Here is a 12,964-nt window from a genome sequence, read left to right as displayed (position 1 = left end):
CGGCCTCTCAGCCCTCGTTGGTGTTTTCCGTCATCAGCAGCACGATGTCGTCGAACGACGCGCCCCCGAGAATCGCCGCGACCGGAAGGTCGCGATCCAGCTCCGCCTTGACCCGTTTGCGGAAGTCCAGCGCCTGCAGGGAATCCAGACCGAGCGCGACGAGCGGGGCCGCGCTGTCTATGGCCTCGATGCCGTCCGCGCCCATCACCCGAGCGAGCTCGACGAGCATCAGGTCGGCCAGGTCGCCGTCCACGGGTGCGGCGGTAGGCGCGGACGCTTCGGGATGGTCGTCCCGGGCGGAGGGCGGGACCGCCGCCGGTTCCCTCGTCGGGGTGTGGGAAACGGCGGCCGGGGTATCGAACAATTCGCCGACCAGAGGCCCGTGGCCGAAGGCGGACAGCATATCGTGCAGATGCGGCCAGTCGCCCGCGGCTACCACCGCGTCCGTACGGTGTCCGGTGAGGCCGGCGGCGATCGCCTCGGAGGGTTCCATCGGCACGATCCCCATACCGTCGACCCTGGCCAGCCCGTCCGCGTCGAGCGGTCCGACAACCTGCCACAGCCCCCATTCCAGGGAGACGCAGTCGTATCCGCGCTCGCGTAATGCGTGTGCGGTGATATCGAGCATTCGGTTGTTCACCGCGTACAGCGGCTGCCCCCGTCCGCCCACGGTAGCGGCGATCGAGGAGAACAGAACGATCCGACAGTCCGACGCCAACGGCAGCCCGGCGAGTACGGTGTGCAGGCCGATGATCTTGGACCCGGCCGCGGTGTCGACCATCTCCCGGGTGATCTCGGCAATTCCGGCATCGATGTAGTTGACCGCCGCGTGCACCAACAGCGTGACCGGCCGATCGGCGAGACCCGCCGCGACCGCAGCGACCGCCGCCGGATCGGTCGCATCGCAGGCGTGGACAACGATCTCGGTGTACCCACGCCGCCGGAGCCGCGCCAATCGGCTCGCGACCGCGTCGGTCTCCCCGGAGCGGCTCAGCAGGGTGATCCGCCGTGCTCCGGCGTCCACGAAATGCGCGCAGAACAGCAGGCCGAGTTGACCGGTTCCACCGACGATCAGCACATGGTCCAGGCGGGTCTCGTCGACCGGGGCCAGGATGTCGTCGCGCACCAGGCGCTTGGTGTAGACAGCGCCGTCGCGCAGGGCGAGTTCCGGCTCGCCCACCGAGTGCACGGCTGCGATGACCCGGGCCGCCTGCGTGGACACGGATTCGGTGGCCGCGAGATCGAGATGCCGGAACGACAGGCCGGGGTATTCGACGCCGACACTGCGGAATCCGGCGGCGACGGCGCCGTGGAACATCTGGGGCACCGTATCGTGTTCCACCACCACTTCGCCGCCGATGGTCACCAACCAGCATTCGGCCCCGCGTGACAGTCCGGAGACCCCCGGCAGCCAGGCTCGTTCGGCGAAGAAGTCGGCCACATCGGCGAGCACTTCCGGACCGTCGACGGCCGGGCGCGGCGGAAGCAATACGATCAGTGCGTCGATACCGGACAGATCGGTCCCCGGTTCGGATACCCGCCGCGCGTCGAGCACCGTGATATTCGCGCCGTGTCGGTCCGCGGCCACTCGAAGGGCCTCGGCCGATTCGGTGCATTCTCCTGTGTGGTCGAGCACCGCGAGGGCGCGCGGCGCGACCAGCGACTGTCGGTCCAGGCGCCGCCAGCACTGCACCAACCGTTCGGGCCGAGGACGGTTCGGCCCTCCGGTTTCGGCAAAGGCGTCCGGACCATACGACGCCTTCGCCCACAATTTCTCGGGGTTCATCCAGGTGAGTGGGAAATCGAGCAATGGACGCGCGGGGCGTTCCTCCGCCGCGGGCACCCGCAGCGCCGTCCAGTCGAAGTTCGTGTCGTGGACGGCGATGGCCGCCACGTTCCGGCTGAACTCTCCGAGCCCTTCGGCGGTGCGCACGGAGGTGCCGAGCACCGTGAAGTCGCGAGCCTTGCCGCCAGGCCCCGGTGGGACCACGCTCAGGTTCTCCTGCAGTGCCAACTGCAGAATGGGGTGCTCGGCCACCTCGATGAAGGTGTCGATACCGCCGGCCGCCGCGGCGGTGATGGCCAGATCGAAGCGCACCCGGTTGCGCAGGTTCAGGAACCAGTAGTTCTGGTGGTTCATCTCGGGGGTGATCGGCGTACCCAAGGTTGCGCCGTAGCAGGCGATATCGCTCGAGGTGAAATGGCTGCCGCTCATTTCGTCACCCAGCATCGCGGCGGCCTCGACCGCGAACTCGCTCACGATGGAGGTGTGCGCCGGATAGTCGACCTTGATCTCCCGAGCGAACTTTCCCGCCTCGGTCGCGGCGGCCACCAGCGTGGCGATCGCCTTTCGTTCTCCCGAAACGGCGAGGATATTGGGGGAATTGACCACCGAGAGCTCCGCCCACCCGGTGTGCCGGGCCAGCAGGGCCTCGGTCTCGTCCCGGTTCATGCCCAACACGGCCATCGAATAGCCGTCCGGTGAATGACGGTCCACCGCCAGCGCACGGAGGGTGACCGCGAGCACCGAGTCACGTGGGGTCATCACGCCCGCGACGGCACCGGCGGCCAATTCGCCCTGGCTGTGTCCGATCGTCGCGGCCGGTCGTACCCCCGCGGCCTGCCACATCGCGGCCAGACCGTACATGTGGAACATCAGCGCGGGCTGGATCACCCATACAGCGTCCGCGTAACCGCCCTCGTCACCACGCAGATAGGACAGCGGTTCCGAGTGGCCGAAGCGGTCCAGGTGCAGGGCCGCGCACTCGTCGACGGCCTGCCGGTAATGCGTGGAGCGGTCGTAGAACACTGCGCCCATACCCGGACGCTGACTCCCCTGGCCGGGGAAGACGAACCCGATCCGGCGGGCGCGGGTCGCGCCGGAACCGGACACCACTGCCGGATGCTCCGTTCCGTCGACGACGGCGCGCAGGGCGCCGAGCAGTTCGTCCCGCGTCCGCACCAGCGCCAATGCGCGATACCGGCGCGGGATTCGAGTGCGGAACACCATATCGGACACCTGTTCCGGGGTGATCTGCGGACGAGTGTCGAGATAGCCCCGGATCGCCGCCGCCTCGGCACGCATACCGATAACGGAATCGGCCGTCAGCAGAACCGGAATGCTGCCGTCCGGCAGCCGATGGCTAGGCATCGGTGAACTCTTCCTCGAGATCGGCCGGGATACCGACAATGACGTGCGCATTGGTGCCGGCGACACCGAACGACGACACGGCCCCGTAACGAACGCCGTCGACCGGTTCCCAGGGTTCGTACTTCGTGGCCAGCCTCAGCTTGGTGGTCGACCAATCGAGTTCGGTGGTCGGATCGTCCGCCCACAGGCTGGGCACGATATACCCGTAGGCCCCGCACAGCAGCACCTTGATCAGTCCGAGGATGCCCGAGGCCGCCTGCGCGTGGCCGGCATTCGATTTGACCGACCCCAGCGCCGGACCGGCATCGGCGCGGGCGGCGGCCCCGTAGGTCCGTGCCAGTGCGGCCAGTTCCACCGGGTCGCCGATCGGAGTTCCTGTACCGTGTCCCTCGATCAACCCGATTGCCTCGGGTGCGAGATCCGCGACGGTGAGGGCGTCACGGATCAGGCGTTCCTGAGCGGCCGAGTCGGGTACCGCCAGTGGCGCGCCTTTGCCGTTGTGGTTTATCCGCGAACCGCAGAGGGTGCCGAACACGCGGTGGCCGAGTTCCTCGGCGCGCGAGAGGCGTTCCAGCACGAAAACACCAGCGCCTTCTCCCCACAGGGTGCCCGTCGCGGAGGCCGCATAGGAACGGCAGTGGCCGTCGGAGGCGAGGGCGTTGTTCTTGGCGAATTCGAGGAAGGCCGCCGGCGAACCCATCACACACACCGCACCGGCCAACGCCCAGTCGCATTCTCCGCCACGTATCGCGCTCGCGGCCTGGTGTAGCGCGGTCAGTGAAGACGCGCAGGCGGTATCGACGCTGATCGAGGGCCCGATGAGACCGAGGCTGTGTGAAATACGCCCGGCAACCGCACCGAGCGCGGTTCCGGTGGCGCGATACCCGGTGTACTCGGTGATATCGTCGGCCCGCGGTCCGTATTCGGTGCCGGAGACCCCCATCCAGCATCCGCCGGAGTCCCCGGCGAGCATGCCCGGGTTGATACCCGCGTGCTCGAGCGCTCGCCACGCGACCCGCATCGCCACGCGCTGCTGCGGATCCATGGCGACCGCCTCGCGTGGGGTGATCCCGAAGAACGTGGCGTCGAATTCGGCGGCGCTGCTCAGAAATCCGCCGGCGTCACGCACCGGAGACCAGCCTTCGGTGCGGTCCAGGGTGAGCACGCGGTCGAGCGGCCAGCCGCGATCACGCGGGAAAGGGGAGATCAATTCACGGGATTCGGCCAAGGCGGACCAGAATTCGGTGAGGGTTTCGATCCCGCCCGGCGCCTCGACCGCCATTCCGACGATTGCAATGGGATCGTCTTTGGTGGGGGTCATCTGCACTTCCTTACGAATGCCGTGCTCTGGGGCCGAGGCCGGCGATTACGCGACCACGCTGGTTTCCGCGACAAGCAATTCGGCGATACCGGCGTGGTGCTCGTTGAGATAGAAATGCCCCCCGTTGAACAGCGTCACCTGAATCCCCGCCTCGGTGTGGGCCTCCCAGGCATACAGATCGCGGGGCGCGACGAACGGGTCCGTGTCGCCACCCAGCACCGCGATCGGCGCGGCGATTCGGATATCGGGCGGGCAGGAGTAGGCGTCGAAGGCGCGATAGTCGGCCTTCATCACCGGCAGCGCCATCCGCAGGACCTCCCGGCTGGCCATGACGGCGTCGCCGGTGCCGTTGAGCGCCGACATGTGCTCGAGCAGTTGTTCGTCGTCGCTCGGGTGCGGGGGGAGGTCGGCGATACACATCGGAGCGCCGGCCGATGATGCCGCCAACAACCTGATGGGAAGACCGGCCTGTTCGGCCAGTCGAACGAATTCGAATGCGATGATGGCGCCCATGCTGTGCCCGAAGACGGTGATCGGCCGGTTCCGGTTGTGCGGCGAGGAACCGAACGCCTCGAACGCCCCGGCCGCGATATCGGGCAAGGTTTCGGCCGCGACTTCCCGGACCCGGTCCTGTCGGCCCGGGTATTGCATGACAATGGTGTCGAAATGCCGGGCGAGTTCCTTGCTGAACGCTCGATACGCGGAGGCACCCGCACCTGCGTGGGGAAATATCACGAGCGGTGCCGATTCCGGGGAACGCGGAGCGTGAAATTGCCTGATCCAGCCGAGTTCTGTGGGCATTTACCCGCACCTCTCCTACCTACGGCCCGTCCGGCCGACCTGCTTTCGTATGCGCCACCGCCACTCGAAACCGGCGAATACGAGGCGCCTGCGCGCGATCTCCGTCACGACGGGAGACGGACGTCGCGGCCGGTCGAGCAGCAGTACCGCAGGGACCTTAGCATAGGCTAACTTTACCGACCTGGACAACTGATCTACGGTCGGCTATTTCAGTATGCATAGGCTTACCTTACTATCATGGGAAAGCAGGGGACCGAAAGGTATCCCCGCCGTCAGAACGATTGGAAGAACGCATGACCAGGACGACCAGGCCACTGCACCGCGTCGCCGCCGCGACCTGCACGCTCGCCGCCGCCCTCGCGGTCGGCCTCGGTGCCGTATCCACCGTGGCCCCCGCCGCCGCCGCGCCGGTGGTCACCCCGATGCGCACCCAGGCCCCGGGTCCCGGCGAACTGCAGGCGAAACTGCAAGTGGCGCTCAACCGAGGCGCCGCCCCCACCGCCCGCGCCGCCGAACTCGAGGCCGGTGCGGCCGGGCTTCCGCTCGTCGACCAGGTCGCCGCCGCCATGGATGCCGCACCCCCCAGCTTCCGCTGGTCCATCCTCGGCCCCGTCACGGTCAACGGCGATGTCCTCAGCGCGCAGCTACAGACCGCCGTCGACGGCTATGACCCCTTCTATTACACCCTGACCTGGCGGCAGATCGACGGCACCTGGAAGCTCACCCGGGAAGCCCAGTGCACCGTCGCCAGGGTCGCTTTCCTGCCCTGCACCGTGTAACGGCATGTGACGTAACGGAACGGAGACCGGCCCACCGCTTACCGTCGGTGGGCCCCTCCGACCCGCCTCAGGCGACGTTCTCGACCATGAGCGATACGAGATCGTCGATCGACGCGCCCCCCAGGATCGCCGCTACCGGCAGATCGCGATCCAACTTCGCCTGTACTCGTTTACGGAAATCCAAGGCCTGCAGCGAATCCAATCCCAGCGACACCAGGGGAGCCGAGCGGTCGATGAGATCGGCTCCTTCCACACCCATGACCCACTCCAGTTCGACGAGTAGGCGTTCGGTGAGAGACCTTCGGTCGACCGCGGCCGAGCCGGGCCCGACCGGCGGACCCGTCACGGCCGCAGGAGGATTCGACAGTGCGCCGAACGGCATCCGACCCAGTAGTGACGCCGGTATCGCGCCCTGGCCGAATGCGCACATCACCTCGTGCACCCGAGACCAGTCGGCGGCGATGACCGCCGCGTCGGTACGGTGACCGGTCAACCCCACGGCCATGGCTTCCTCGGGCCTCATCGGGACCACCCCCATTCCGGACACACGCGCGAATCCCGCCTCGTCGAGCGGTCCGGCAACCTCCCACAGACCCCACTGCTGAGATACACAGTCCTCGCCGCGTGCCCGTAACCGTAGCGCGGCGATATCCAGCATCCGGTTGGTCACCGCGTACAGGATCTGCCCACGACCGCCCATGACGGCCGCGAAGGACGAACACAGGACGATTCGGCAGCGCTCGGCCCGCGGTAGCGTGGCGAGCACCGCTTCGAGTCCGACGACCTTCGCCGCCGCCGCCTTCGCGACCAGCCGCGGGGTGATCCGGGCCAGGTCGGCGTCGACGTAATCGACCGCAGCGTGCACGAGCAGCGTCACCGGATCACCGCCGAGCTCACCCGCCAACCGGTTCAGGCTTCCGAGATCGCCGATATCGGCGGAATACACCGAGATCTCGGTTCCGCCACGGCGTATCGGATCCACTCGCGCCGAGACCTCCCGGGTTTCACCGGACCTGCCGAGCAGGGTGATCCGCCGCGCACCCGAGGTCGCGAAATATTCACAGAAGCGGATACCGAGCCGACCGATTCCACCGACGATCAGCACATGGTCGAGAACGGCCGGATCGAGCGGCACCGTGGTCTCGTCCGGGACCAGCCGTTTGGCGTATACCGTCTCCCCGCGTAGCGCGAGTTCGGGCTCGGACGCGGTGTGCAGCGCACCGATGACACGCGCGGCCTGCTCCGGACCGGGTTCGCCGACGTCGAGATCGAGATGCCCGAACAGCACACCCGGATATTCGATGGCCACACTGCGGAATCCCGCGCTGATCGATCCGTGCACCCAATGCGGTGCCGGATCGGAGTCGATAACGGATTCACCGCCGATGGTCACCAGCCGGCATTCGCCGCCCGGTCGCAGCCGGGCGAGCGCAGGCAGCCATACCCTGTCCGCGAAGAACTCCGTGAGCTCGGCGACCGCGGTGGCCATGTCGATACCCGGCTCTCCGGCCGGCAACAGGATCACCGCGGTGTCGTAGTCGACCGGTTCCGACGCCCCGTCGAGTTCGGCGAGCGCCACACGGTCGAATACCGTCGCGGCCGCCCCGTACCGATCGGCCGCGGCGGCAAGCGCCGACGCCAAGTCCGCGCCACGGCCGGTGTGGTCGACCAACGCCAGAGCGCGGGGCCCATTCATCGGCCGTTGGGTAACCGGAAGCCAGGTGGTGGTCAACCGCTGTGGTGCCGGTCGGTCGGCGGCGGGCTCGCCCGTTTTCGGTCCGGAGACGGACAAGTCCGAGGCGGCCGGTGCCGGATCATCCGGGACCGCCCACAGTCGCCGTTGATTCAGGCGGGTATGCGGGAAATCGCGCAACGGCAACGTGACGGTCTCGCCCGGAAGCTCGGTGCGCAACGCCTCCCAACGGAAGTTCAGATCCGCGACGGCGACGCAGGCGAGATTGTGGGTGAACTCGCTCAGCCCGGTGGCATCGCGTCGGGACGTGCCCATCACCCGGATATCGCGGTCGATACCCGTCGAAGGCTTCGGCGCCATGGCGGCGTTCTCCTGCAATGCCAACTGCAGCACCGGGTGTTCGGCGATCTCGATCAAAGTATCGATACCGTCGGTGCACGCGGCGACCACGGCGCGGTCGAATCGCACCTTGTTGCGCAGATTCCAGAACCAGTACTGTCGGTGGCTCAGATCCTGAGTGATGGGGGCGCCGAGAGTGGCCCCATAGCAGGTCATCTCGCCGGCCGTGAAGGTCTGGCTGCTCATCTCCTCACCCAGCATGGATTCGAAATCGTTTCGCAGCCGGTGGAGAAACGTGGTGTGCGCCGGGTAGGCGACCTGGATCTCCTTGGCGAACCGCCCGCGGTCGATCGCCATCGCCACCACTTCGGCAATGGCTTCGCGGTCGCCGGAAATCGCGACGATGTTCGGCGCGTTGACCACCGACAGTTCGGCCCATCCCGACGTCCGGGCCAGCATATCCTCACATTCCTCGGCGCCCATCCCCAGTACGGCCATCGAGCAGCCGCTGGGCGCGATCCGCTCGACGAGCAGTGCGCGGTGGGTGACCGCGAGAACCGCATCGCGCAGCGTCATCACCCCGGCGACCGCCGCGGCCGCCAATTCCCCTTGGCTGTGGCCGATGGTCGCGCCGGGAAGCACCCCGGCGGCCCGCCACATCGCGGCCAGACCGTACATGTGGAACATCAGCGCGGGCTGCACTTCCCACACCTTGTCCTCATAACAACCCTCGTCACCGAGCAGGTAGCGCAGCGGCCGGGCGTGTCCATAGCGTTCGGTGTGGACCGCCACGCAGTCGTCCACGGCACGCCGATAGGCGGCCGACGTCCGGTGGTACAACGCACCCATACCGGGCCACTGGCTGCCCTGGCCCGGAAAGACGAAACCGATCCGACGCGCCGTCGCCGGGGCGTCGGATCGCACGACCGAGGTGTGCGCCTGCCCGGACAGGATCGCCCGCAGGGCGACGAGCAGTTCGTCCCGAGTTCGCACCATCGCCAGCGTCCTGTGCCGGCGCGGGGCGCGAGTGCGAAACAACATATCCGCCACCCGGTCCGGGGTCACCTTCGATCGTGGTTCGAGATAGGCCAGTACGGCCGCGGCCTCGGCGCGTACACCGTCGGCGGTGTCCGAGGACAACAGAACCGGGGTGCTTCCATCCGGAAGCCGGTGGCTAGGCATCGATGTCCTCCTCGGTGGCGATATCGTCGATATCGTGGTCGGCGACCGGCATGGCCACGATGGCGTGCGCGTTGGTGCCGGTCACCCCGAACGAGGACACCGCCCCATACCGCATACCGTCGATCGGTTCCCAGGGTTGGTAGTGCGTGGCAAGCCGGAGGCCGGTGGCCGACCAGTCGAGTTCGGTTGTCGGGTTGTCGGCCCACAGGCTCGGCGCGATATACCCGTACCGTCCGCACAACAGCACCTTGATCATCCCGAGGATGCCGGCGGCCGCCTGGGCATGGCCCATATTCGATTTCACCGACCCCAGCAGTGGTCCCGGGCCCGAGCGCGCATCACCATAGGTTCGGGCCAGCGCGACCAACTCCCGGGGATCCCCTACCGGGGTTCCGGTACCGTGGCCCTCGACAAGCCCGACCAGATCCGGCTCGATACCCGAGACGGCGAGGGCGTCGCGGATCACATGTTCCTGCGCTTCGGTGCTCGGCACCGCGATCGGCGCACCCTTGCCATTGTGATTGACGCGGCTGCCCAAGAGGCGACCGTAGACTCGGTGTCCTCGGGCGCGGGCCCGGGATTCGGGTTCCAGAACGAGCACCCCGGCACCTTCTCCCCAGAGCGTTCCGGTCGCGTCGGCGGCGTAGGAGCGGCAGTGACCGTCGACGGCGAGGGCATTGTTCTTCGAGAATTCGAAGAACGCGTGCGGTGTTCCCATGACACACACGGCGCCGGCCAGTGCCCAGTCGCATTCGCCGCCGCGGATCGCGGCAGCGGCCTGGTGCACGGCGGTCAGTGACGAAGAGCAGGCGGTGTCCACGCTGATCGACGGCCCGGTGAGGCCGATATTGTGCGAGATCCGTCCGGCGACACCGCTGAGCGATGCCCCGGTAACCCGATAACCGCTGTATTCGTTGACGCCGGCGATTCGTGGCCCGTATTCCATTACCGAGACGCCCATCCAGCATCCGGCAGCGTCTCCGGCGAGGGCGGCGGGATTGATCCCGGCGTGTTCCAGCGCCCGCCAGGCAACCCGCATCGCCACCCGCTGCTGCGGGTCCATCGCGACGGCCTCGCGCGGGGTCACGCCGAAGAACAGGGGGTCGAATTCGGTGGCCGCGCTGAGGAATCCCCCGGCGTCGGGCACCTCCGACCAGCCGTCGATGGCCCCGAGCTCGAGCAGTTGCGCTACCGGCCATTCCCGGTCACGCGGAAACGGCCCGATCAGCTCCCTGGCTTCGGCCAGTGCCGTCCACAGTCCCGCGGGGGTTTCGATCCCCCCTGGTGCTTCGACTCCGATACCGACGATAGCGATCGGATCGTCGATGGTTGATGTCATCCCTTACTCCTTCTGCTGCGTGGGCCCCGCGAGATGCACTACGCCCCCGGGCAATTCGCATGGTGTAGAAGCGGCCGATCAACAGCAGCAAGACGTTAGCATAGGCTAACCTAATAGCGACATACCTTCGCCGGCCTGCGCGGGATGACCTGCCGCTTCAGGGCGAGCCGCCACCCCGAGACCCTGCCCTTTGAGCCTTTGCATAGGCTTACCTTATTCCGCACGATGGTGCCGCACACCGAAGCCGAACGGAGCCGCAGTCGCCATGAGCCAGGCCGGGACCCCTAGCACCCTCCCCCGCGAACTGACCGATATTCCGGAAGACGTCCGACATGGACCCGCACCGGTCATCCCGGAGTTCCCCGCCCCTTACTCACTCCGCCCCGCCGACCCGAACGGCGACGACCCGGTACTGCTCGCCGAGTGGATGCGCAGGCCCCATCTGCTGGAAACCTGGGACCAGCCGTGGAGCGCGGAACGCCGACGCGCCAACTGGCAGGCGCAACTGGCCGGAACCTACTCGCGTCCCTGCATTCTCGGCTTCGACTTCGCCGCCATCAATCGCCCTGAACTAGGCATGCGCGATGTCGCCTATATCGAGCTGTACCGGCCCGCGAAGGACGAGATCGCCCGACTGTACGAGTCCGATCCACACGATATGGGCTTCCATATCGCCACCGCCGACCTCGAGGTGGTCGGACGCGGCGTCATGTCGACCTGGATAGGCCTGCTCGGACCACGGATATTCGCGGCGGAGCCACAGTGCCGGCGGGTCATGGGCGACCCGGACCACCGCAATCCCGCCATAGACCGCGCCTTCACGAAAAAGGGCTGGCACAATCTCGGCACCTTCGACATCCGGCCGGACCGGCGGATCACCCTGTGGACATGTCCGCGTACGGAACGAGACATCCCCGCCGTACGCGCCTAACGACCCGGCCCGCGACAGCGGCGCTGTGAGTCCGTTCCCGATGTGCGGTCCGGGCAACCCTCAGCGCATATCCGAACTTCCCCGCGCGGGTCCGACCGCCGAGCGCGCGCGAACCCGCACGGGCTGCAGCACCCGATCCGAGAGCTCACCCAGGCAGCTCAAATTCGGAAAACCGGGCCCCTGCGCCAGGCCGGCGAGATTGGGCAGATACAGCTTGCTCTCCAATCCCGACACGGCGAGGTCATGGCCGATCGCCGCCTCCAGCCGCGCCGCGGTGATCGGCCCACCGATGGCGAGCTCCACCAGATCGGTGGCGGCCATATCGAACAGCTCCAAGAACCACAGCGGCTGACCACCGGTCGCGTCCACCACCAAATCGAAGGTGTGCACCCGGTCCGGGCGATTCTCGTTGCGCAACGTCAAGGCCACACCATCGTCCTTGCCGACCACCCGCACCACACGTCCCTGCAGATGGTGAACTCGGTTGTCACCCAGCAGGTTCTCCTGCACCCGAACCGAGAAAACGCCTCGATCCGTACGCCGCACGACATCCCGGCGCTCCTCGATGCTCAGTCCCCGCCATTTCGCCGGATCGCTGAACAGGGAGTTCTCGAAATAGCTTTCGCCTCGGGTGTAGATGGTGGCGGCGGGTGAGATAACCGAAACGGTCAGCACCTCGTGTCGGACCAACTCGTCCATGGCCGATGCCGCGGTCTCGCCGCCGCCGATTACCGCCGCCCGCGAGGACACCGGCAGGCGGCGGCGGCCGACGAGATCCCAGAAGTCGGCGATACTCAACACTTTCGGGTGGTCGGCCGGCGCGCGCCGACTGCTCCCCGGACCGGTTATCATCAGCCGCTCCGCCTCGATGTCGGCCGTCGACCCGTCCGCGGCGACAACCGTTACCCGCCAGCCCCCGGCCGCCGCGGAGATCGTGCGCACCGTCCCGGCCACCAGTTCGACACTTGCCTTCTCCGCGACCCACTGCAGGTACCTGGCCCATAGATGATGTTCCGGGCTCGGGCGTCCACGGTCGATCCATTCGGCATAGGTGCCCCGCTCGATCAGAAACGAGGTCCAGCCGAACGCCGTCATCGCCTTGTCGATCGCTCGGTTGTGTCCGCGCGCCCAGGTCGAGTGATACGGAAAGCCGATGTCCTTCTCGGGGCTGGTGCCGAGCCGATGCCGGCCATTTGTCCAGCCGCCGCCGGGCAACCAGTTCCCGCCCACCGCATGCGGTTCCACCACGGTCACTCGCGGCGCCGGCAGCCCCAGTTCGCGCAGTACGTATGCTTTCGCCGCCACGGCCATGGCCTTCGGCCCCGCACCGACCACCAGAAGTCTGTCCACCGGATCTCCACTCTCCTCGCACCGGGCTTCCTTGCCGTCATCGGATTCGGCCGCCCGGCCGCGAACCCGCCGGCCGCT

At 67.4% G+C, this 12,964-nt stretch carries 8 protein-coding genes; 2 read left to right on the top strand and 6 right to left on the bottom strand.

Translation table 11 applies throughout. The annotated features are described in order from the left end of the window. Positions 1–7: 7 nt before the first annotated feature. The 3 genes from nbtC (ON20_RS04055) to ON20_RS04045 are packed head-to-tail and all read right to left on the bottom strand — an operon-like array spanning position 8 to position 5,273. Positions 8–3,151, bottom strand: coding sequence for a nocobactin polyketide synthase NbtC (gene nbtC, locus ON20_RS04055; protein ID WP_040833555.1), 3,144 nt, complete (start codon positions 3,149–3,151; stop codon positions 8–10). Continuing rightward, on the bottom strand, positions 3,144–4,472 hold the full coding sequence (locus ON20_RS04050; protein ID WP_040833553.1) for a beta-ketoacyl [acyl carrier protein] synthase domain-containing protein: 1,329 nt from the start codon (positions 4,470–4,472) through the stop codon (positions 3,144–3,146). The genes nbtC (ON20_RS04055) and ON20_RS04050 overlap by 8 nt, the downstream gene beginning before the upstream one ends. Positions 4,473–4,517: 45 nt before the next feature. Then, positions 4,518–5,273 (bottom strand): thioesterase II family protein, encoded by a 756-nt coding sequence (locus ON20_RS04045; RefSeq protein ID WP_040833551.1) that lies wholly within the window; start codon positions 5,271–5,273, stop codon positions 4,518–4,520. A gap of 293 nt (positions 5,274–5,566) precedes the next feature. Between ON20_RS04045 and ON20_RS04040 the strand changes: the two genes are divergently transcribed. Further along, the gene (locus ON20_RS04040) at positions 5,567–6,052 is read left to right on the top strand and encodes an MTB12 C-terminal domain-containing protein (protein ID WP_051161582.1); all 486 of its coding nucleotides are present in this window, start codon (positions 5,567–5,569) and stop codon (positions 6,050–6,052) included. 67 nt (positions 6,053–6,119) lie between these two features. Here the strand turns inward: ON20_RS04040 and nbtC (ON20_RS04035) are convergent, their stop codons facing one another. Together nbtC (ON20_RS04035) and ON20_RS04030 are read right to left on the bottom strand one after the other, a co-directional pair. Then, positions 6,120–9,266: a nocobactin polyketide synthase NbtC gene (gene nbtC, locus ON20_RS04035; RefSeq protein WP_040833549.1), complete on the bottom strand. Its 3,147-nt coding sequence runs from the start codon at positions 9,264–9,266 to the stop codon at positions 6,120–6,122. Next, a complete protein-coding gene (locus ON20_RS04030; protein ID WP_040833548.1) occupies positions 9,259–10,605 on the bottom strand; it encodes a beta-ketoacyl [acyl carrier protein] synthase domain-containing protein in 1,347 nt (448 codons plus the stop codon). Before ON20_RS04030 ends, nbtC (ON20_RS04035) begins: the two co-directional genes overlap by 8 nt. A gap of 265 nt (positions 10,606–10,870) precedes the next feature. Here ON20_RS04030 and ON20_RS04025 point away from each other — a divergent pair, with 265 nt between their 5' ends. Then, positions 10,871–11,536: a GNAT family N-acetyltransferase gene (locus ON20_RS04025; protein WP_040833547.1), complete on the top strand. Its 666-nt coding sequence runs from the start codon at positions 10,871–10,873 to the stop codon at positions 11,534–11,536. A gap of 60 nt (positions 11,537–11,596) precedes the next feature. On the opposite strand, the gene ON20_RS04020 is transcribed toward ON20_RS04025, so the two are convergent. Continuing rightward, a complete protein-coding gene (locus ON20_RS04020) occupies positions 11,597–12,886 on the bottom strand; it encodes a SidA/IucD/PvdA family monooxygenase (protein WP_040833603.1) in 1,290 nt (429 codons plus the stop codon). Positions 12,887–12,964 lie beyond the last annotated feature (78 nt).

The organism is Nocardia brevicatena NBRC 12119 (genome assembly GCF_000308495.1).
In the GTDB taxonomy this organism is placed as follows: domain Bacteria; phylum Actinomycetota; class Actinomycetes; order Mycobacteriales; family Mycobacteriaceae; genus Nocardia; species Nocardia brevicatena.
This window is presented reverse-complemented; position numbering and strand designations above follow the sequence as displayed.